This window comes from Roseobacter sp. HKCCD5988 (assembly GCF_037830355.1).
Taxonomy (GTDB): Bacteria; Pseudomonadota; Alphaproteobacteria; order Rhodobacterales; family Rhodobacteraceae; genus M30B80.
On the sequence record NZ_JBBLYJ010000003.1, the window covers coordinates 13,606 to 34,837 of the forward strand.

23 protein-coding genes and 1 tRNA gene are annotated in these 21,232 nt (G+C 57.5%); 6 read left to right on the forward strand and 18 right to left on the reverse strand.

Annotated features, from left to right (window positions below; all coding sequences use genetic code 11):
- Positions 1-25 precede the first annotated feature (25 nt).
- Together AAC636_RS11445 and AAC636_RS11450 are read left to right on the forward strand one after the other, a co-directional pair.
- Positions 26-2,089 carry an ASKHA domain-containing protein gene (locus AAC636_RS11445; protein WP_340301593.1) on the forward strand — a complete coding sequence of 688 codons (2,064 nt, stop codon included), beginning with the start codon at positions 26-28 and terminating at the stop codon, positions 2,087-2,089.
- A gap of 67 nt (positions 2,090-2,156) precedes the next feature.
- Positions 2,157-2,230, forward strand: a tRNA-Gly gene (locus tag AAC636_RS11450).
- Positions 2,231-2,245: 15 nt separating this feature from the next.
- Here the strand turns inward: AAC636_RS11450 and bhcD are convergent.
- Genes bhcD through bhcA form a run of 4 tightly spaced genes read right to left on the reverse strand, consistent with a single transcriptional unit; the run spans position 2,246 to position 6,560 of the window.
- Entirely contained in the window at positions 2,246-3,205 is a 960-nt protein-coding gene (gene bhcD / locus AAC636_RS11455) for an iminosuccinate reductase BhcD (protein ID WP_340301594.1), read from the reverse strand.
- 12 nt (positions 3,206-3,217) lie between these two features.
- The gene (bhcC, locus tag AAC636_RS11460) at positions 3,218-4,381 is read right to left on the reverse strand and encodes a 3-hydroxy-D-aspartate aldolase BhcC (protein WP_340301595.1); all 1,164 of its coding nucleotides are present in this window, start codon (positions 4,379-4,381) and stop codon (positions 3,218-3,220) included.
- Between the two features lie 4 nt (positions 4,382-4,385).
- Positions 4,386-5,357 carry a beta-hydroxyaspartate dehydratase BhcB gene (gene bhcB / locus AAC636_RS11465; RefSeq protein WP_340301596.1) on the reverse strand — a complete coding sequence of 324 codons (972 nt, stop codon included), beginning with the start codon at positions 5,355-5,357 and terminating at the stop codon, positions 4,386-4,388.
- 12 nt (positions 5,358-5,369) lie between these two features.
- Entirely contained in the window at positions 5,370-6,560 is a 1,191-nt protein-coding gene (gene bhcA / locus AAC636_RS11470) for an L-aspartate--glyoxylate aminotransferase BhcA (RefSeq protein WP_340301597.1), read from the reverse strand.
- Positions 6,561-6,728: 168 nt separating this feature from the next.
- Between bhcA and bhcR the strand changes: the two genes are divergently transcribed.
- Positions 6,729-7,544, forward strand: coding sequence for an HTH-type transcriptional regulator BhcR (gene bhcR / locus AAC636_RS11475; protein WP_340301598.1), 816 nt, complete (start codon positions 6,729-6,731; stop codon positions 7,542-7,544).
- 6 nt (positions 7,545-7,550) lie between these two features.
- On the opposite strand, the gene AAC636_RS11480 is transcribed toward bhcR, so the two are convergent.
- Positions 7,551-8,777 (reverse strand): urate hydroxylase PuuD, encoded by a 1,227-nt coding sequence (locus AAC636_RS11480; protein ID WP_340301599.1) that lies wholly within the window; start codon positions 8,775-8,777, stop codon positions 7,551-7,553.
- A 104-nt stretch (positions 8,778-8,881) separates the two neighbouring features.
- On the opposite strand from AAC636_RS11480, the gene AAC636_RS11485 reads away from it, so the two are divergent.
- On the forward strand, positions 8,882-9,811 hold the full coding sequence (locus AAC636_RS11485) for a LysR family transcriptional regulator (RefSeq protein WP_340301600.1): 930 nt from the start codon (positions 8,882-8,884) through the stop codon (positions 9,809-9,811).
- Here AAC636_RS11485 and uraH read toward each other — a convergent pair.
- Positions 9,796-10,149: a hydroxyisourate hydrolase gene (gene uraH / locus AAC636_RS11490; protein ID WP_340301601.1), complete on the reverse strand. Its 354-nt coding sequence runs from the start codon at positions 10,147-10,149 to the stop codon at positions 9,796-9,798. The genes AAC636_RS11485 and uraH overlap by 16 nt on opposite strands.
- 175 nt (positions 10,150-10,324) lie before the next feature.
- Between uraH and puuE the strand changes: the two genes are divergently transcribed.
- Positions 10,325-11,737 (forward strand): allantoinase PuuE, encoded by a 1,413-nt coding sequence (gene puuE / locus AAC636_RS11495; RefSeq protein WP_340301602.1) that lies wholly within the window; start codon positions 10,325-10,327, stop codon positions 11,735-11,737.
- Entirely contained in the window at positions 11,734-12,216 is a 483-nt protein-coding gene (locus AAC636_RS11500; RefSeq protein ID WP_340260455.1) for an ureidoglycolate lyase, read from the forward strand. Before puuE ends, AAC636_RS11500 begins: the two co-directional genes overlap by 4 nt.
- Here the strand turns inward: AAC636_RS11500 and AAC636_RS11505 are convergent.
- From AAC636_RS11505 to AAC636_RS11560, 12 genes are all read right to left on the reverse strand, one after another.
- Complete coding sequence (locus AAC636_RS11505; protein ID WP_340260453.1) at positions 12,211-13,026, reverse strand: bifunctional allantoicase/(S)-ureidoglycine aminohydrolase; 816 nt, start codon at positions 13,024-13,026, stop codon at positions 12,211-12,213. The two genes, AAC636_RS11500 and AAC636_RS11505, sit on opposite strands and share 6 nt — an antisense overlap.
- Positions 13,027-13,139: 113 nt before the next feature.
- Positions 13,140-13,784 carry an urease accessory protein UreG gene (gene ureG / locus AAC636_RS11510; protein WP_340260452.1) on the reverse strand — a complete coding sequence of 215 codons (645 nt, stop codon included), beginning with the start codon at positions 13,782-13,784 and terminating at the stop codon, positions 13,140-13,142.
- Positions 13,781-14,467 (reverse strand): urease accessory protein UreF, encoded by a 687-nt coding sequence (locus AAC636_RS11515; protein WP_340301603.1) that lies wholly within the window; start codon positions 14,465-14,467, stop codon positions 13,781-13,783. Before AAC636_RS11515 ends, ureG begins: the two co-directional genes overlap by 4 nt.
- A complete protein-coding gene (locus tag AAC636_RS11520) occupies positions 14,421-14,909 on the reverse strand; it encodes an urease accessory protein UreE (RefSeq protein WP_317654949.1) in 489 nt (162 codons plus the stop codon). Before AAC636_RS11520 ends, AAC636_RS11515 begins: the two co-directional genes overlap by 47 nt.
- Positions 14,910-14,925: 16 nt before the next feature.
- On the reverse strand, positions 14,926-16,638 hold the full coding sequence (gene ureC / locus AAC636_RS11525) for an urease subunit alpha (RefSeq protein ID WP_340301604.1): 1,713 nt from the start codon (positions 16,636-16,638) through the stop codon (positions 14,926-14,928).
- On the reverse strand, positions 16,638-16,943 hold the full coding sequence (locus AAC636_RS11530) for an urease subunit beta (RefSeq protein ID WP_340260446.1): 306 nt from the start codon (positions 16,941-16,943) through the stop codon (positions 16,638-16,640). Before AAC636_RS11530 ends, ureC begins: the two co-directional genes overlap by 1 nt.
- Positions 16,940-17,107 (reverse strand): peptidase M23, encoded by a 168-nt coding sequence (locus AAC636_RS11535; RefSeq protein WP_340301605.1) that lies wholly within the window; start codon positions 17,105-17,107, stop codon positions 16,940-16,942. Before AAC636_RS11535 ends, AAC636_RS11530 begins: the two co-directional genes overlap by 4 nt.
- Positions 17,108-17,125: 18 nt before the next feature.
- Complete coding sequence (locus tag AAC636_RS11540) at positions 17,126-17,428, reverse strand: urease subunit gamma (RefSeq protein ID WP_340301606.1); 303 nt, start codon at positions 17,426-17,428, stop codon at positions 17,126-17,128.
- Positions 17,429-17,431: 3 nt separating this feature from the next.
- Positions 17,432-18,181 carry an urease accessory protein UreD gene (locus AAC636_RS11545; protein ID WP_340301607.1) on the reverse strand — a complete coding sequence of 250 codons (750 nt, stop codon included), beginning with the start codon at positions 18,179-18,181 and terminating at the stop codon, positions 17,432-17,434.
- Between the two features lie 262 nt (positions 18,182-18,443).
- Entirely contained in the window at positions 18,444-19,211 is a 768-nt protein-coding gene (locus AAC636_RS11550) for an ABC transporter permease (RefSeq protein ID WP_317654955.1), read from the reverse strand.
- The gene (locus AAC636_RS11555) at positions 19,208-20,002 is read right to left on the reverse strand and encodes an ABC transporter ATP-binding protein (protein WP_340301608.1); all 795 of its coding nucleotides are present in this window, start codon (positions 20,000-20,002) and stop codon (positions 19,208-19,210) included. The genes AAC636_RS11550 and AAC636_RS11555 overlap by 4 nt, the downstream gene beginning before the upstream one ends.
- Before the next feature lie 74 nt (positions 20,003-20,076).
- Positions 20,077-21,087 (reverse strand): ABC transporter substrate-binding protein, encoded by a 1,011-nt coding sequence (locus AAC636_RS11560; RefSeq protein ID WP_445322575.1) that lies wholly within the window; start codon positions 21,085-21,087, stop codon positions 20,077-20,079.
- Between the last annotated feature and the right edge of the window lie 145 nt (positions 21,088-21,232).

Here is a 21,232-nt window from a genome sequence, read left to right on the forward strand (position 1 = left end):
AAAGACCAAAACAGGATCCTTCCCGATGGGCAGCGCAAGCACAGATGACAAAGACCCTTTGGTGATTTTTACCCCTTCTGGCAAACGCGGTCGCTTTGCCAAAGGCACGCCCGTGCTGCAGGCGGCGCGCGCGCTTGGGGTGGATTTGGATAGTGTCTGTGGCGGGCGCGGCATTTGTTCAAAATGCCAGATCAACCCCAGTTTTGGTGAATTTGCCAAACATGGCGTCACAGTGCGCGAAGATGCCCTTTCCGAATGGAACGAGGTTGAAGCCCGCTATGACCGCGTGAAAGGTCTGATTTCAGGCCGCCGTTTGGGCTGTCAGGCCAAGGTAATGGGCGATGTCGTGATTGATGTGCCTGAAACCAGTCAGGTGCATCGTCAGGTCGTGCGAAAAGAGGCCTCAACCAAGCCTATTACCATGGACCCTGCCACGCGGATTGTCATGGTCGAGGTGGCCGAGCCTGATATGCATGAACCCTCGGGCGATTTTGAACGCTTGAAAGATGCCCTCGCACAACAATGGGATGTGCATCAGGTCAGCGCCGCCCTGCCCGTTTTGGCCAAGTTGCAAACCGTTTTGCGCAAGGGCAAATGGCAAATTTCAGTTGCCCTCTTTCAACCCGATGAGGGCGGCGTGGTGCAAATTCTTGAGATTTGGCCAAATCTTCATGAGGGCGGAATTTACGGCCTTGCGGTTGATCTTGGCTCGACCACAATCGCGGCGCATCTGTGCGATTTGACCACGGGTGCGGTGATGGGCTCTGCGGGGATCATGAACCCACAAATCCGTTTTGGTGAGGATCTGATGAGCCGCGTCTCCTATGCCATGATGCAAGAAGGCGGTGCCACTGAGATGACCCGCGCGGTGCGCGAGGCCATTAACACATTAGGGGGGCAAATTGCCGAGGATGCGGGCATTGACCCCAAGCTGATCTTGGAAACCGTATTCGTCTGCAACCCTGTGATGCACCATTTGCTCTTGGGGATTGATCCTGTGGAATTGGGCCAAGCGCCCTTTGCGCTGGCAACCTCGGATGCCTTGCGTCTCAGTGCGCCTGACTTGGGGCTGTCTACATTGAACCCACAAGCGCAGATTTACCTGCTGCCCTGTATCGCGGGCCATGTAGGGGCCGATGCTGCCGCCGTGGCCCTATCTGAGGCACCAGAACAATCTGAGGATTTGGTGCTGATCGTGGATGTCGGAACCAATGCTGAAATCCTGCTTGGGAATAAGACCAAGGTTCTCGCCTGCTCCTCGCCCACGGGGCCTGCCTTTGAGGGAGCGCAAATCTCGTCAGGGCAACGGGCCGCGCCTGGTGCGATTGAGCATATCGAAATCGACCCCGCCACCAAAGAACCGCGGTTTCGCGTCATTGGCTGCGATCTGTGGTCTGACGAGGCAGGGTTTGCCGAGGCCACCGCGCAGACAGGCATCACGGGCATTTGCGGCTCTGGCATCATCGAGGCTGTGGCGGAAATGCGCGCCGCGGGCCTATTGGACGGGTCAGGTCTGATTGGCAGTGCCGAGCAGACAGGAACCCCGCGATCTATCCCCACAGGGCGCACCCATGAATATCTGATCTTTGACGGCACCGCCACGGGCGGGCCGCGCATCACGGTCACGCAAGGCGATATTCGCGCCATTCAATTGGCGAAATCCGCGCTTTATGCAGGCGCGCGTTTGTTGATGGATCAGATGGATGTAGACGCGGTCGACCGCGTGGTTTTGGCGGGGGCCTTCGGCGCACATATCAGCCCAAAACACGCTATGATTTTGGGAATGATCCCCGATGCCCCGCTTGAGAAAGTCACAAGCGCAGGCAATGCCGCAGGCCATGGCGCGCGCATTGCGCTGTGCAACCGTGCAGCGCGCAAGCGCATTGAGGGGGGCGTGCGCGCCATCCAAAAGGTTGAAACCGCGATTGAGCCAAGGTTTCAGGAACATTTCGTGGCCGCAAACGCGATCCCGCATAAAACCGCCTCCATGCCCAATCTGGCCACTGTGGTCAGCCTGCCCGATGTGAATTTCGGCGCCTCGGGCGGTGGGGGCAATGATGACGGGCGGCGGCGCAGACGGCGGGGCTGACGGAGCGAAAGGCAGAGGTTGACGAAACCCCTGCCTTATCGTATCGACTGGCGCATCAAGGCCATGCGCGGGTATGGTGAAATGGTATCACACGAGCTTCCCAAGCTCTTGGCGCGGGTTCGATTCCCGCTACCCGCTCCAGCCTTATGTCTTTCCCTAAAACACGACCTCTGCCCCAAGACCCTGCGCGCGGGCACGGCTGAGGGCGGTTTGGGCTACGGCCAAATCCTGAAGCCCGACACCCGTGCCATCGAAAATTGTGATCTGATCGGGCGAGACACGGCCCTTGGCCGCCCCTGTGACCACCGCCCCCAAGGGGGTGATATCCTCGCGCCCAATCAAGCCTTGCGCCACGGCGTGTTGCGCCTCGCCGATGGTGACAGATTGTGCCACCTCATCGGTAAAGACCGCAGCGCGCGCAAAGAGTGCAGGATCAATCTCCTGCTTGCCGATTGTATCGGTTCCCATCGCAGAGATATGGCAGCCCGCACTAACATGATCCGCAAGCAGGCTTGCGGCATTGGATGAGGTGATGGTGATGATCACATCGGCCTCCTGCATCGCGGCCAGATCAACGGGGGTGAACTCAACCCCCGCTTCGGCACAGACCTCCGCCAAGCGGGACAGGCGGTCAGGATTGCGGTTCCATCCCAAAACGCGGGTGAATTTGCGCACCCGCAAGGCCGCGCGCAATTGAAACGCCGACTGATGCCCCGCGCCCACCATGCCCAAGACTTGGGCATCGGGACGCGCCAACTGATCAATCGACAGGGCCGATGCGGCGGCGGTGCGCAGGGCCGTCAACAGGTTCCCCCCCACCATCGCGGTGGGGCGGCCTGTTTCAGGATCAAATAGTAGCACACAGGATTGATGATTGATCAAACCGCGCGCGGCATTTCCGGGGAAATACCCGCCCGATTTCACCCCCATCACGGCGCCTGCGCGATCAAAGCCCGACTTGAACCCGTATTGACGCCCCTCGCCCAAGGCCTCGCGGATCACGGGGAAATTATAGGCATCCCCATCGGCCATCGCGGCGAAACACCCGCGCATCGCATCAAACGCATCTTCGGCACTGACAAGATCGGCAATCAAACGTTCTGGAATGATATACATCGTCCCGCCGCCTCAATAGGCCTTGCCACGGGCGGAGATGGGCCAAACCACCTCAACCTTGCCGCCCCGCACGCCGACATACCAATCATGGACATTGCAGGTCGGGTCACAGTGACCTGGCACAAGGCGCAGCTTTTCATTGATGGCCAAAACACTTTTAGGGTCGGCCACCACGCCATGCTCATCGCTGCATTTGACATATTCGACATCATCGCGCCCATAAATCACGGGCAGGCCACTATCGACTGATTGCGCCTTGAGCCCCGCATCGACAATCGCCTTATCGGCCTTGGCATGGCTCATCACCGAGGTCAGGATGAACAGGGCATTTTCCCATTCGCCGCGGTCAATGCGGTTGCCGCTTTCATCCAGAATGCGGCCATAATCCGCATCCATAAAGGCGTAAGAGCCACATTGAAGCTCGTTATAAACGCCTGACGTGCTTTCGAAATAATAGCTGCCTGTGCCGCCACCGCCCACGATATCGCAGGTGATCCCTTCTGCGGCCAATGTATCGACCGCGTCCTTGACCATGGCCACGGCAACCGCAATTTTCGCTTTACGGTCTTCATAGTGATCAAGATGCTGCATTGCGCCCTGATAGGCCTGAATGCCCGCAAATTTCAGCCCCTCGGCCGCATCAATGGCGCGGGCTAAGGCCACAACCTCGGGGGTGGTGGTGACACCACAGCGCCCTGCCCCGCAGTCAATCTCAACCAGACATTCGATGACCGTGCCATGACGGGTGGCAGCCGCAGAAAGATCGGCGATGTTGCTCAGATCATCGACACAGCAAATCGCGCGCGCGCCCAAAAGCGGGATACGGGCCAAGCGATCAATTTTCTGCGGGTCGCGCACCTGATTGCTGACCAAGACATCCCGAATACCGCCGCGGGCAAAGACCTCGGCCTCGCTCACCTTTTGGCAACAGACACCACAGGCCCCGCCCAGGCTTTCTTGCAATTTGGCCACATCGACCGATTTATGCATCTTGCCATGCACACGGTGGCGCATCCCATGGGCGGCGGCATAATCGCCCATTTTCTTGATGTTGCGCTCAAGCGCATCGAGATCAAGGATCAAGCACGGGGTCTGGATATCCGCCTCCGCCATGCCAGGCAGCGCGGGAATGTCATAGCCAACTTCCAGATTTTCAAAACTTGTATGGGTGTTCATGCTCTTAGCCTTTCATCCATGGCAAACGGTCTAAATCGACATTGCCGCCTGTAATAATCACCCCAGTGCGCTTGCCCGCAAAAAGATGTTTGTGCTTCAAAATCACCGCCAAGGGCACTGCACAGCTTGGCTCGATCACAATTTTCATGCGCGCCCAAGTCAGTTTCATCGCATCCACGATTTCATCTTCGCTTGCGGTCAGAATATCGGTGACATGGGATTTCACAAAATGCCAAGTCAGGTCTTTCAGCGGCACTTTCAATCCATCCGCGATGGTCTGGGGCGCGTCATCCGCGATGATATGGCCTGCCCGAAAACTGCGCGCGGCATCATCCGCTTGGTCTGGTTCGGCGGCATATATTTTGATTTCAGGGGCGATATTTGACAGCGTCAAACAGGTGCCAGAGATCATACCACCCCCGCCAATTGGGGCCACCACAGCGTCAAGATTGGGCACATCTTCGATCAATTCGCGCGAACAGGTGGCTTGGCCTGCAATCACGCGCGGATCATTATAGGGATGCACAAAATTGCCGCCTGTTTTGGCCTGCACCTCGGCAAAGACCGCCTCGCGCGAGGTTGTCGAAGGTTCGCATTCCGTGATGATCCCACCATAGCCCCGCACTGCATCTTTTTTGGCCTGCGGCGCGCTATGCGGCATCACCACATGGCACGGGATGCCCCGCCGCCCTGCAGCGTAGGACAAAGACAAGGCGTGATTGCCGCTCGAATGGGTGCAAACGCCGCGCGCGGCCTCTGCATCGGACAGGCCAAACACCGCATTACACGCACCGCGCACCTTGAAAGCGCCTGCCTTCTGAAAGTTCTCACATTTAAAGAACATCTCACCCCCGACCAACTCGTTCAAGAAGCGCGAGGTCAGAATGGGCGTGCGGTGGATATAGGGCGTGATCCGTGCGTAGGCATCAAGGCTGTCTTGATAACTTGGCACGGAAATTGGGCTAAGGTCGTTCATATTTTTACCCTTTCATTCAGCGGCTTGGCGAAGGGCGGTCTGATCCGCGCGGAAATAATCCTGCGCAGCGGCAACCCCCGACCCAAGCGGAATGTCCCATCCCAGATCGGCCATGCACATTTCGGCAGTGGCCAGACCAGAAAGAACCATAACATCGGTCAGCATCCCCAAATGGCCGATGCGAAACACCTTGCCTGCGACCTCGCCCAGACCCACACCAAAGGCCACGCCGTATTTGGTGGCGGCAAGCTGCGCGAGTTCGGTGCCGCATTTCCCCGCAGGCACCATCACCGCCGTCACTGTGTCAGAGGCCGAGGCAGGATCGGTTGCACAAATCTGCAACCCCCATGCCGCAACAGCGCGGCGCACCCCTTCGGCCAGTCGATGATGGCGCGCAAAAACAGCCTCTAACCCCTCGCCCTCAAGAAGTGCGATAGAGTGAGACAGGCCCGCGATCAGACCAACAGAAGGGGTATAGGGGTATCCCCCCGCCGCGTAGGATTTCAGCATATCGCGGAAATCAAAGAAGCAACGCGGCAAGGTGGCACTGTCCATTGCAGCTAAGGCCTTGGGGCTGACGCCCAAAATCGCAAGACCTGCAGGCAGCATGAAGCCTTTCTGGCTACCTGCCACCGCTATATCGACCCCCCATGCGTCAAACTCAAACGGCATAGACGCAATGGACGACACGCCATCGACAAACAGCATCGCATCATGACCTGCGGCATCAAGGGCCGCGCGTATCCCCGCAATATCGGAGCGCACCCCTGTCGCGGTTTCGTTATGGGTGGCAAGAACGACTTTGATCTTACCCTGAACATCCGCACGCAATGCCGCCTCAATCTGCGCAATCGGGGCCGCCTGCCCCCACGGCACATCAATGATCTGGACGTTCAAACCGTGGCGTTGGCACATATCAATCCAGCGGTGGCTGAACATGCCAAACCGCGCCGCAAGGACAGTGTCACCCGCACTCAATGTATTGGTGATGGCCGCCTCCCACCCGCCTGTGCCTGTCGAGGGCAGCAAGATCACTTCGCCCTCGGTCATCTTCAACACGCGGCGCACCCCCGCCACGGCAGGCTTGAACATCGCGCCAAAGGCGGGACTACGGTGGTCAAGCGTGGGCATATCACAGGCTTTGCGAACGCTCTCTGGGATATTGGTTGGCCCAGGAATGAAAACTGGATTTTGAAACGACATTTAGTGCGGCCCTCCCTTCAAAGGTTGAATGCAGATTAGCAGGGGGGCTTTACAGCTCGCAATTTTTTCGAAATAATTTTTTAATAGGTGAAAAAATACTTTTTCATCATAAAATTCAGAGTGTTGCAGTTTTTCAATTCTCTCTTTGCAGATGAAAGGGCCGCAAATATGACACCAACCACGCGTCAAAGGGGCCGTCCGAAGGCCTTTCATGATAAGACCGAACAAAACACGGTGCAGGCCCTAGATCGCGCGCTGGCGGTGATGGAGGTGGTGGCACAAAAACCTGGTTTGCGGCTTTCTGAACTGGCCGAGGAAACAGGTCAGGCCACCGCAACGCTCTATCGTGCGCTGACCACATTGCAGACGCGCGGGATGGTCGAATGCGATGAGATGCAGCAGGTCTGGCATATCGGCGCAGGCGCCTTTCAAATCGGGTCTGCCTTTTTGCGCCGCACCAATGTTGTGGAACGATCCCGCGCAGGCATGACGCGGCTGATGCGCGAAACGGGCGAAACTGCAAATTTGGGTGTCGAAATGCAGGATGAGGTTTTATTCCTGACCCAAGTCGAAACCCACGAGGCGATCCGCGCCTTTTTTCCACCTGGAACCCGCGCGCCGATGCATGTCTCTGGAATTGGCAAGGCGCTATTGGCATGGCTTCCGCCCGCCCATGTGCAGTCAATCATCCTCAAACGGGGCTTGTCGGCCTTTACCCCGCATAGCCTAACAGATGAGGCAGCCTTGCGTGCCGATCTTGATCAGGCCCGCGCGCGCGGATTTGCCATTGATGACCAAGAGCGCGCCGAGGGAATGCGCTGCATTGCAGCCCCGATCTTCAATGTGCATGGCGAACCTGTGGCGGGCATCTCAATCTCTGGCCCCGCATTTCGACTGTCCCTGACCCGTTCAATGGATTTTGGCAGCATGGTGCGCGAAGCCGCCGATCAGGTCACCGTCGCCATTGGGGGGCGCTGCCCCTAAAGCGCCCTAGCGCGCGGCTTGCACCCATGCCACGATGGCGCGGCGCGCCTCCTCATCCATGGCAAAGGCATTTGGGGGCGGCATCGCATGGGAAACGCCCGCCTGTGTATAAATCTGGCTGGCATGACGGGCCACATCCGCCTCGGTTTCGAGATAGACATTTTTTGGTGCCCAACGGATACCATCCCATGCGGGTTGGCGGGCATGGCACATCGAGCAATTGCCGATCACGGCATAATAGGCCTCTTCAAACCCGTCTGCCGCAACCATCTCGGCCTCATAGGGCGTTAAGGCGCGGCTTGCGGCGGCCTCGTAGGTTTCCGCCATGCGCGGGATTGATAGCCAAGCTATGATAATCATCAGCAAGACCGTAACCGCCCATGTCCAATGCGGCCCCTTGCCCGTGGCGTGCATCGTGTTGAAATAATGGCGAATGGTCACACCCGTCAGGAAGATCAAGCTTGCAATGATCCACGAATATTCGATCGCAAAGGCGAGCGGATAATGATTGGACAGCATCAGAAAAATAACGGGCAGCGTGAGGTAATTGTTATGGGTCGAGCGCAGCTTGGCGATCTTGCCATATTTCGCATCAGGCGTGCGCCCCGCCTTGAGATCTGCCACCACAATGCGTTGGTTTGGCATGATCTGGAAAAACACGTTCCCCGTCATAATGGTCGCGGTAAAGGCCCCCAAATGCAGCAGCGCCGCCCGCCCCGTAAAGACCTGATGATACCCCCAAGACATCACCACAAGTATTACAAACAGGATCAACATCAAGGTCGTGGGGTTCTCACCCAAAGGCGATTTGCACAATTGGTCATATAGAACCCACCCCAAGGCCAGCGAGCCGCCCGAGATCAAAATCCCCTGCCACAGCGCCAGATTGGCCTTTGTCGGGTCAAGCAAGAACAACTCGCCCCCGACCCAATAGACAATCATCAACAAAGCTGCACCTGAGACCCAAGTCATATAGCTTTGCCATTTGTGCCAGATCAGATGCTCGGGCATGTTTTCAGGGGCGACCAGATATTTCTGAATATGGTAAAAGCCGCCGCCATGCACCTGCCATTCTTCGCCATAGGCCCCTTTGGGCATATTCGGCACAGGCCGCAGCCCCAAATCCAAGGCAATGAAAAACAAGGATGCGCCAATCCACGCCATTGCCGTGATGACATGCAGCCACCTGACGGAAAACGCGATCCAATCCCAAATGATGGCCAGATCATACATACCGGCATCTCCCTGTTGTTACTTGTATTTCCTGCATACTAGGCGGCTGAGGTTTATTCTGCTATTACGAGCAAACGCCAAGCAGTATCAAAAAAAGCAAAACAATGTCCTATATTGATAATATCCGAACCTTTGTCCGTGTCTACGAGCTTGGGTCGATGTCGGCGGCAGGGCGCGATTTGCGCATCTCACCTGCCGTGACATCTTCGCGGATTTCACAACTTGAGGAACATTTGGGCGTGCGTCTGTTTCAGCGCACAACCCGCAACCTCACCCCCACCGAGCAGGGCCAAGCCTTTTATCGCGGGGCAACGCGGATTTTGGAGTCGGTCGAGGACGCCGAAGCGCAGATCGTCAACATCACAGAGAACCTCAAAGGCAGTCTCTATGTGGCCGCACCTTTGGGGGTGGGTCGGCGTTTGATCGCGCCCCATGTGCCAGATTTCATTGCGCAATACCCTGAAATTCACGTGCGTCTGCGCCTGTCAGATCGCAAGATTGATCTGACCACCGAAGGGCTTGATCTGGCGTTTTTCCTTGGCGAACCTGAGGATAGCAATCTGCGCATCCGCAAGATTGCGGATGTCGCGCGGGTGCTGTGTGCAGCGCCTGCCTATATCGCCGCGCGGGGCATGCCCAAATCAGGGGCTGATCTCGTGACCGAGCGGCATGAATGCCTCAACCTGCGCTTTCCAGGGGCCAAGGAATTTCAATGGCGGTTGCAAACCAAAGCAGGGTTTGAGCGGTTCCGCGTGGCAGGGCGTTACGAATCCGATGATGGCGATGTCTTGACAGACTGGGCTTTGGCGGGGCATGGGGTTGTGATGAAACCCATCTTTGAGGTGGCCGAGCATCTCAGCTCAGGCGCGCTTGTGCCTGTGGCCAGCGAAACCCCGCCCGCCCCTATTCAAATGGCCTGTCTGTTCACCCATCGGCGCAGACAAGACCCCAAAACGCGGCTTTTCATGGAATTCATGATTGACCGCGTGGGGGATGTGATCCGCAGCAGCGCGCGCGATCAACTGCCGCGATAGGTGGAATAGCCAAAAGGCGACAGCAAAAGCGGCACGTGGTAATGGGTGTCTTCTGACATGCCAAAGCGGATCGGGATCATATCCAAGAAACGGGGGCTTTCTTTTGGCACGCCTTGCGCGTCAAGATAGGCGCCTGCGTGAAACCAGAGCTCATAAACCCCGCGCGCAAATTCCGCGCTTGGCAAAATCTGCGCATCGGTGCGCCCGTCTGCGTTGGTTTCAACAGTTTTGATCAACTCCGCCCCTGCATTGCTGATGCGATAAAGATCAATTGTCATGCCTGCCGCAGGGCGGCCTGTTGCCGTATCCAAAACATGGGTGGTCAAATATCCCGCCATAGCGCGCGTCCTTTTGCCTGTAAATGAACCCTAGAAAATCTCAAAACTTGCGCCCATGATAGGCGAGATTATGCGCCTGATACAGTGCAGAGCGATCAAAAGAGTGCTTATAGATTTTTTTTAAAATCATCTGTGATTATCTGCATTATGCCATAGAAAAACAAACGAGGCTGATATGACACGCTACCCCCGAGATTTACGCGGCCACGGGCCATACGCGCCCCATGCCGCTTGGCCAAATGGCGCGAAAATCGCTGTGCAGATTGTGCTGAATTACGAGGAAGGTGGCGAGAACAATATCCTGCACGGCGATGCCGCATCCGAGGCCTTTTTATCCGAGATCACAGGCGCGCAACCATGGGTTGGGATGCGTCATTGGAATATGGAGTCGATCTACGAATATGGCGCGCGTGCAGGGTTTTGGCGGCTTTATTCCATGATGTCCGACCTGCCCGTGACAGTTTATGGTGTGGCCACAGCCCTTGCCCGCAGCCCCGAACAGGTGGCGGCAATGAAACAGGCGGGTTGGGAAATTGCCAGCCATGGCCTGAAATGGGTGGAACACAAAGATATGCCCCCCGAAGAGGAGCGCGCGCAAATCCGCGAGGCCATCCGCCTGCATACCGAGGTGACCGGAACCCCGCCACGCGGGTGGTATACGGGGCGCTGTTCCATGAACACTGTGGATCTTGCCGCGCAAGAGGGGGATCTGGCCTATATCGCAGACAGCTATGCCGATGACCTGCCCTATTGGGTCAAGGCGGGCGGCAAGGATCAGTTGATCGTGCCCTATACGATGGATTGCAACGATATGCGCTTTGCAATCCAAGCAGGTTTCACCGAAGGCGCGCAATTCGAGCGCAGCTTGATCGACACCTTTGATCAGCTTTACGCCGAAGGGGCGGCAGGCGCGCCCAAGATGATGTCGATCGGTCTGCATTGCCGCCTTGCAGGGCGCCCTGCCCGTGCGCTGGCGCTGAAACGCGCGCTTGCGCATTTCCAAGCACATGAGGGCGTTTGGTTCGCCACCCGAGCGGAGATTGCCGATCATTGGGCCGCGACCCACCCCGTGACCGCGCGCATGACCCCCTCGCAAATGACACGAGAGGAATTTGTCGCCGAATTTGGCGGGATGTTTGAGCATAGCCCGTGGATTGCTGAACGTGCCTTTGAGATGGAACTTGGTGCCGCACATGATTGCGCGGCGGGGGTTCATTCGGTTCTCGCCCGCGCCTTTCGCAGCGCCAGCGCGGCGGAACGGCTTGGGGTATTGCAAGCCCACCCTGATCTGGCAGGGAAACTGGCCGCGGCAAAGCGTCTGACGGCAGACTCCACCGCCGAGCAAGCCTCAGTCGGGCTTGATAGCCTGACAGATGCAGAACGCGCGGAGTTCACCGCCTTGAATGACCGCTATACCGAAGCCTTCGGATTTCCCTTTATTATCGCCGTGCGCGACAACACCAAGGCCAGTATCTTGGAGGCCTTCAAGCGCCGTGTGACGCAATCGCGCGATGTGGAATTCACCGAAGCCTGCCGTCAGGTCGAGCGTATCGCAGAATTGCGTCTGATAGATCGGTTCGCACAATGAAAATCATCATCGAACCCATGACCGCCGATGCCTTCGCCCCATTTGGCGATCTGCTTGAGGCGAAGGGCACGCCAGATAAGATCATAAATCAAGGCCTATGTGGCCGTTTCCACGACCGCGCGCGGATGGATTTTTCGGATGGGCGTGCAGGGATCAGTATCTTTCACGCAGAAAAGCGCGATTTGCCCTTAAAGCTTGATCTGGTCGAGCGGCACCCTGACGGATCTCAGGCCTTTGTTCCGATGAGCCACCAGCCGTTTTTGGTGGTCGTGGCAGAAGATCAAAACGGCACACCGCAGAACATCCGCGCCTTCCTGACCGAGGCAGGGCAAGCGATCAATATTCATCGCGGCGTCTGGCACGGGGTGCTGACGCCGCTTCATGACCCGGGTCTTTTCGCGGTCATCGACCGCATCGGCGAAGGCCCCAATTTAGAAGAATATTGGCTGCCTGATGAAGTGATTATCGCCCCTTCATAGGGGCATATGGCGGTTCACATCTTTGTAAAGCAGATAGCGGAACTTGCCCGGCCCCCCTGCATAGCAGGCTTGCGGGCAAAAAGCGCGCAGCCACATATAATCTCCCGCCTCAACCTCGACCCAATCCGTGTTGAGGCGATAGACGGCCTTGCCCTCTAGCACATAAAGACCATGCTCCATCACATGGGTTTCCAGAAACGGGATCACCGCGCCCGGTTCAAATGTCACGATGGTCACATGCATATCATGGCGCAGGTCAGCAGGGTCAACAAAGCGCGTGGTGGCCCATTTCCCTTCTGTGCCCGCCATTGGCGTGGGCGCGATATCGCGCTCGTTCAAGATTAGAACATCAGGGTGATCAAGACCTTCAACCTCTTGATAGGCCTTTCTGATCCAATGAAACCGCAAAGGCGACTGCCCAGGGTTATATAATTCCCATGCATGGGCAGGCGGCAGATAGGCGTAACCGCCCTCCTCCAACAGATGGGTTTGACCATCCACTGTCAGGCTTGCTTGGCCCTCCACCACAAAAAGAACCGCCTCGGCCTCCTCATCGGTTTCAGGGCGCGCGCTGCCACCTTCGGGCGCGACTTCCATGATGTAATGCGAAAAGGTTTCAGCAAAGCCCGACAGGGGCCGCGCAATCACCCAAAGGCGGGTTTTCTCCCAAAAGGGCAGGAAACTGGTGGTAATATCGCGCATCGTGCCGCGTGGGATCACGGCATAGGCCTCGGTAAAGACCGCGCGATCTGTCAAAAGCTGTTCCTGCGGGGGATGGCCGCCGGTGGGGGCGAAATATTTGGGGCTCATAAAGGGCAACTCACATTGAAAACTGAGGCTATGATAGGCGCTTGTTGCGCCGCTGTCGCACCCAAAAAGCACGAAGGCAGTTTTCGGGTTTCTTTGATAATCACAGCACTCTATTAGGCAATTTTTGCAGACTGCACCTTAGGCAAGCCGCCCATCTCAAGGATCAGATCAACGATCTTCTCCACGCCCTGCTCATTGCGCAATTGCGCCATCACGAAAGGCCGCCCTGCGCGTGCGCGGCTGGCATCAGCCTCCATCACCTCAAGCCGCGCCCCGACATAAGGCGCGAGATCAGTTTTGTTGATCACCAAGATATCCGAGCGTGTCAGTGCAGGCCCGCCTTTGCGCGGAATATCCTCGCCTGATGCCGTATCAATCACATAAATCGTCAAATCCGCCAATTCAGGGCTGAAGGTCGCCGATAGGTTATCGCCGCCGCTTTCGATCAACACGATCTCAAGGTCAGGGTGGCGCGCCTGCATTTGCGCAATTGCGGCCAAATTGATGCTGGCATCCTCGCGGATGGCCGTATGGGGGCACCCCCCCGTCTCAACCCCAATGATCCGATCAAGGGGCAGGATCTGCATCCGCATCAGCGCCTCTGCATCTTCTTGGGTGTAAATGTCATTGGTGATGACACCGATGGAAAACTGGGTTTTCAGACGCGCTGCGAGCCTTGCGGTCAGCGTGGTTTTACCCGCGCCAACAGGGCCACCGATCCCAATTCGAAGCGGGCCATTTGGGGAAAGATTAGTCATGATTGAAACATCCTCGCAGGGGCCAACCCGTGGTGTGCGGCGGCAATGTCAGAAAGAAAGGCGGTGCTGTGCAAATCATCCAAACTTGCGGTTTCAGCAATCGGGGCAAGGGCGGCAATCTGGGGCGAAAGTCGCGCCAATATCCCTTGTGCCTCCACCTGCCCCAAGGGCATCAAGCGTTGCGCCGCAGCGACAAGATTTGCGAAGAACCCCTGAAGATAGAGGGCCGCCGCATCGGCGGGCGCAATCCCGCGCTGTGCGGCCACAAAGCCTAGCGCGATTGGCACAAACAGATCAGGCAGGCCCTCCTGCCCCCAAACATCGCGCATCAAGGCGCTGAAACTGGCCCCCATATTTTGCGCCTCGCGCAGACGGGGGGCCGCGAACTGCCATGCGCGGGCCTCATCTTGGAGTGCGATCAAGGTGTCATGCCCCTCGGCCTTAGCGCCAAGCCCGATCCAAATCGTATCATTGCGCCCCGTTCCATGATGCAGCAGGTCACATAACCAATCCTCAAGATCAGCGGCAGATGTGATCAGCCCGTCTTGAATGGCGGCCTCAATCCCATGACTAAAGGCAAAGCCCCCCACAGGGAACGCAGGCGAAACCCACTGCGCCAGTGTGATATAATCGGCATCAATGCGCATGGGGCATATGCGCGCTTGCGCCATGTTCATGGGCATGGGTGCGCCCATGACCATAGGCCCCACCCTCGGGGGTGAAGGGGCGGGTTTCTTCCACCAAATCCGCCCCAAGTTGCCCCAACATGTGTGCGATCACGGGGTCGCGGCGGATGATCAGACAGCCCTGCCCAATCTCGCAAGGGGTGTGGCGATTGCCAATGTGCCACGCGAGCCGCGCTAAGTTTTCACCACGGATGACCAACACCGCCTCAGGGGCGGCGCGCACCGCAATGCGGCGGCCATCGGTCAGCACCAAAACATCCCCCGCGTCCAGCGATGTGGTCTGCGCCAAATCCAATAAAAACGCCCGTCCACCATCGCTGATGAGGCGCTTGCGGCGTAGAAACCGCGCCTCGTAGTCCAGCGTGATCGTGTCAAAGGAAAGGGCCACGCCCGTGACGGGCCCACGCATCACCTCATGGCACAAGGGTAGATCAGTCATCCTTCCCCCCCTTTTTTCAGAATAGGAAATAGCGCTGTGCCATTGGCAGCAACTCCGCAGGTTCGCAGATCAACAATTCGCCATCTGCGCGCACCTCATAGGTTTCAGGGTCCACCTCGACCTTTGGGGTGGCGGTGTTCAGCTTCATATCTGCCTTGCCGATGGCGCGGGTGTTGCGCACAGCAAGGGTCGCTTTGGCAAGACCAAGCGCGGATTTGATGTCGCGCGATTGCGCGGCCTCGGATACGAAACTGACCGACCCCCGTTCAACCGAACGCCCATAAGCCCCCCACATGGGCCGCGAATAGACGGGCTGCGGGGTCGGGATTGAGGCATTGGGATCGCCCATTTGCGCCATGGCAATCGTGCCGCCGATTAAGACCATCTCAGGCTTGACCCCAAAAAAGGCAGGTGACCACAGCACCAGATCGGCGCGCTTGTCGACTTCAATCGAGCCAATCTCATGCGAAATTCCATGCGCAATGGCGGGGTTGATCGTGTATTTCGCGACATAGCGGCGGACGCGGAAATTGTCATTTTCGCCCGTCTCCTCGGTCAGGCGGCCGCGTTGTTTGCGCATCTTATCGGCGGTCTGCCATGTGCGGATGATCACTTCGCCCACCCGCCCCATTGCCTGACTGTCAGACGCAATGATCGAAAACGCGCCCATATCGTGCAGGATGTCTTCGGCGGCGATGGTTTCGCGGCGGATGCGGCTTTCGGCGAAGGCGATATCTTCGGGGATGGATTTGTCCAGATGGTGGCAGACCATCAACATATCTAGATGTTCCTCGACCGTATTCACTGTGAAGGGCCGTGTGGGGTTGGTCGAGGACGGGATCACATGGGCCTCGCCGCAGATTTTGATGATGTCAGGCGCATGACCGCCCCCCGCCCCTTCGGTATGAAAGGCATGGATCGTGCGGCCCTTCAGCGCCTTGATCGTATGTTCGACAAAGCCCGACTCGTTGAGCGTGTCGGTATGGATCATCACCTGCACATCCATCGCATCGGCCACGCTGAGGCAGCAATCAATCGCCGCGGGCGTGGTGCCCCAATCTTCGTGCAGTTTCAGCGCGCAAGCCCCGCCCAAAATCTGTTCCTCAAGGGCGGCGGGCAGGCTGGCATTGCCCTTGCCCGCGAAAGCAAGGTTCATGGGAAAGGCATCCGCCGCCTGCAACATCCGCCCCAAATGCCAAGGCCCAGGCGTGCAGGTGGTGGCAAGCGTCCCATGCGCTGGCCCCGTGCCCCCGCCCAGCATCGTGGTCAGGCCCGAATGCAGCGCATCTTCGATTTGCTGCGGGCAGATGTAATGGATATGGCTGTCAAACCCGCCTGCGGTCAGGATGCGCCCCTCGCCCGCGATGATCTCGGTGCCTGCGCCGATGGGGATGGTGATATTGGGTTGCGTATCGGGATTGCCCGCCTTGCCGATGGCGGCGATGCGCCCGTCCTTCAGCCCAATATCCGCTTTATAAATCCCTGTGTAATCCACCACCAAGGCGTTGGTGATGACTGTGTCCATCACCCCTTCAGCGCGGGTCAGTTGCGATTGGCCCATGCCATCACGGATCACCTTACCGCCGCCGAATTTGACTTCCTCCCCATGGGGGCCTGTGAGATCACGCTCGACCTCGATGATCAAATCTGTATCGGCAAGGCGCAGTCGGTCGCCTGTGGTCGGCCCAAACATCCCTGCATGATCGCGGCGCGAAATTGAGGCAGGCATCACAAATCCCCCATGATTGCGGCGTTAAAGCCAAAGACCCTCCGCGCCCCAGAAATCGGGATCAGAGTGACCTCGCGGCGCTGACCGGGCTCGAACCGCACCGATGTGCCTGAGGCAATATCAAGGCGCATTCCGTGGGCGGCCACACGGTCAAACTCTAGCGCGGGGTTGGTTTCAGCGAAATGATAATGACTGCCCACTTGCACAGGCCTGTCGCCCGTATTGGCAACCATGACCGACACCGCCGCGGCACCCGCGTTCAGGGTCAAATCCCCTTCTGCAACAAACACCTCGCCCGGGATCATTTCCGCTGCTCCGCAATGATCAAAGCGGCCAATCCAATTGCGCCAAGCGCGCCAAGCGCCACCGCCCAAGGTTCGACCCCATGCGGGTGAAGATGCTGACCGTCATGCGCAATTGCGGGGCCAGCAAGCATGAGGGACAGGGCGGAAAGGATCATATTTTTCATAAATTTATTCCTTTATCTTCAACGAATAGGGTTATGGACAGTGACCAGCTTTGTGCCATCGGGAAATGTGGCCTCGACCTGCACCTCGTGGATCATCTCAGCCAAGCCTTCCATACATTGATCGCGCGTGATGACATGGCCGCCTGCCTGCATCAAATCCGCCACGCTGCGGCCATCACGGGCCCCTTCGACCACCGCATCGGTGATCAGCGCGATCGCCTCGGGATGGTTCAGCTTCACCCCCCGCGCAAGGCGGCGGCGGGCCACCTCAGCGGCCATCGAGATTAGCAGTTTATCTTTTTCACGGGGGGTGAGGTTCATCTCTTACAGGCTCCAAGAACGGGGAAGATCATGGGGGGACAAGGCGCGCAAAACGGGCACCAAGGCGCAGCGCAGACCAAACCCATCTTCGGCCAGAATGCGCACGAGCAATAAATCCGCTTGCGGGGCTGAGACGGCAGCGGTTTGGGGCAACAGGGTGCGGATCATCTCAAGCTTGGCGCAGGCGTCAGGCGCAGCACATATCACTGTGGAAAATCCCGCAGCCCCCTGCCCGATGGCCGCACGCGCAAGATGGGCGTGAAGATCACCCTCCATCCGCAGCGCATCGCGATAGAGGGGGCGCCCTGCGCGGGTGATGCTGATGTGATCCTGCAGATAGCCCTCTCGCACCACCTCGCCCATCGCGGCGCGACCAAGGATAACGCTTTCGGCGGCCAATAGATACGCGTCTTCGGCCATCTCTACGCAGAGGCGCCGCCGCAGCGCGCCGCCATCAAACAAGATCACCTCTTGCGGCAGCCATGACAGCGCAGCCCCCGCTGCAATGGTTAACTGCGTGCTGACCTGACCACGGTCCGTTGCAGCGCGATAGATGCGTTCGGCCGATTGCGTGGTCAGGGTCAGATGCCCGCCCGCCACATCGCCCATAATAGCGAAGCGATCTCCGCCTGTGATGCCGCCTGCGGTGTTGATCATCACCGCCTCAACGGTGCCTTCGCGGCGCGGAAACAGCGCGCGCAATGATCCTTCGGCCCGAAAATTCTGTAATCGCCCCGAGGGCCCCAAGGCCACATGCAAAGCCCCCTTTGCACGCGGGGGAGCGCATGGTGGCGATATGGGCAAAGTTTCAGTCACGCGGAGGCGGCCTTGATGGTGGATTGCACGTCACGCCCACGATTTCCCTCTGGGGCAGCAAGGAAAAGAGGCGCGCTTGGCCCCAACTGGCCCCTGCGGATGATTGATTAAATTTTAATCGAAATTTTTATCCGCGCTCAAAAATAGCGCGAAATGAAAACCCCCACGGCGCGTGTCTGCGGGGGCCAAATCCCTCGGATCAGTTTGGCGCGCGCTCTGCCCATCCTGCAAAGATACGCTCAAGCGCCACAACCACATAGAACAGCAAGATACCAAGGGCGGCCAACATGAACAGCACCGCAAACATCAATGGATAATCTGCGCTAATCCGCCCTGAATCGAACAATGCCCCAAGGCCGCGACCATGCGGGCTGACGATTTCCATCAAATTTGTGCCAATAAAGGCCAAGGTGACGGCAACCTTCAACGCCCCAAAAAATTCGGGCAGGGTTTTTGGCAATGCGATTTTCCAGAAAATCGTGAATTTCGAGGCACCAAGCGCGCGCAAAATATCGCGATATTCAGGTTCTAGTGTGGACAATCCGATTGAGACAGAGACCGCAATCGGGAAAAACGAGATCATAAAGGCAATGAGCACGGTGTTGAAATCATGCTGACCCACGAAGATCAGCGCCACAATCGGCACCACTGTCGCCTTGGGGATTGCGTTGAAGCCAACCAAGAGCGGGTATAACCCCTCGCGCGCGATGCGCGAAAAGCCCATGATCATCCCCAACCCTGTGCCAAACACCACAGCCAAGGCCAAACCCACCACTGTGCGCCAAAGCGTTTCCCACGAGGCCACAACGAATAACTCGCGGAATTGCCAAAATTTTGGGATCAAATCCGAAGGTGAAGCCATGCGATAATTGGGCAGTTGATAGAACCAGACCAACCATTCCCAGATGGCAATCACAGCCGCAATGAACAGGATCGGCACGCCGATTTTAAGAAACTTATCATTCATGCTGCGCCCTCCTGAGGAACGCGACCTTGCGCTAGTTGAATTTGGTGGCGCAGCACGGCCAGCATATCGACCGCTTTTTTGCTGTAGAGGTCTTCGAGACTGCGCTTGCCCTGCAAATCAACCTGCAAAATGTGCTGGGCATGGGCGGGACGACCCGAGAGAACCACCACTTGATCTGCCAAAAACACGCTTTCGCGCAGATCATGGGTGATCAACAGGCAGGTAAAGGGCTCTTCCGCGCGCAGATCATGCATGGTGCACCACAGGTCTTCGCGAGTGAAGGCATCAAGCGCACCAAAGGGTTCATCCAAGATCAGCACATCGGGCTTATGGATGATAGAGCGACACAAGGAGGCCCGTTGGCGCATTCCCCCTGAAAGCTCGGAGGGTTTCTTGCCCTCAAACCCTTTGAGCCCCACCAATTCCAACAAATGGCGCGCGCGGGCCTCGCCCTCGGCACGGCTCATTGGGGTTTTGACAATCTCCAAGGGCAGAAGCACGTTTTCCAAAATCGTGCGCCATTCCAACAGAACGGGGTTTTGAAACGCCATCCCCACTGTGGGGCGTGGCCCTGTTACCTTTTGACCTGACAACCAGACCTCGCCTTGGTCAGGGCGCATCAGCCCCGACACCAATCGCGTCAGCGTGGATTTCCCACAGCCCGAAGGCCCAACCACCGCGCAAAATGAATGTACTTCGATCTGCAAGGACAGATCATCAAGAACAGGCAAAGGCCCCGATGCCGTGCGATAGGCATGGGTGACCCCTTTTAATTCTATTTGAAACGCCATCTGTGCCTCTATCCTCGAAAAATTGGGCCAGCGAGATCAGGTCGCGCTGGCCCTTATTGTCTTATCGTTTGGCTTTATTGGGCCAAGCTGCGCTCCTCAGCGGGGGGCAAATAGGCATCGGTGAAATAAAGCGATGCGTCAGGCGCGTTTTGGAAATCGTAAACGATGGTCATCTGCTCAAGCGCCTCAGCCATGCGGGCAGGGTCAATATCGCCCATGCCGTTTTCAAGCGCATAAGCGGTTGCGATATTTGCATCGAGTGCCATTTGCAGACGCCGCGTTTCCAAATCAACATCGCCTGCGGGGTTGCGCGCAATTACGGCAGCCGCCCCTGCGTCAGGGTCAGCCAGAGCATCGCGCACACCATCAACAACCGCACCCAAGAACGCGGTCACAACCTCGGGGTTCGCGGCAGCGTAATCCGTGTTCACGATGATTGCGTTGCCATAAAGCTTTACGTCGTGATCCGCAAAAAGGATCGTGGTCAGATCATCCTCAGGCACGCCCAAACGTGCGGCGCTGAGATAGGAGCTAAAGTTGAAGCCCGTCACACTGTCCACTGTGCCTTCGGCCAAAGACGGCTCGCGCGTGGGGAAGCCAACAGGCTCGACCGTAATTGTGCTGACATCGATACCATTTACGGCTGCCAAAATCGGGAATTGCGCCCATGCCCCGTCAGGGGGCGGTGCACCAAGGGTAGAGCCTTCGAGATCTTCAATCCCGTTAATCCCAAGGCTTTTACGACCCACAATCGAGAAAGGTGGGCTGTCATAGATCATCATAACGGCAGTCACAGGGGCGCCAGGGTTTTGATCTAGGAAGCGGATCAATGAGTTGATATCAGCAAACCCAATGGGAAATGCACCCGTGGCAACCTTAGGGATCGCATCGAGCGACCCTTCACCTGCAGAAATCTCAACATCAAGGCCTGCATCTGCGAAATGGCCATTATCAATCGCCAAGAAGTAAGGTGCAGATGGCCCCTCAAACCGCCAATCGAGCGTAAAGGGGATGTCGGTTTGGGCGAAGGCAGGGGTGGTTGCAATCATCCCTGCGGCGATCAGTGGTAGTGTTTTATGAAGCACGGCTTATTCTCCAATCCAATGCGGCACTGTGAGGCCACCTCATGATCCTACCCGCCTGCGGTCAATCCGCGGCATGGGCAAGAAGGCGCGCCATGACGAAGGCCTGTTAAAGATTAGGCAGATCCAGAAATTTTGCCTAGAAAAA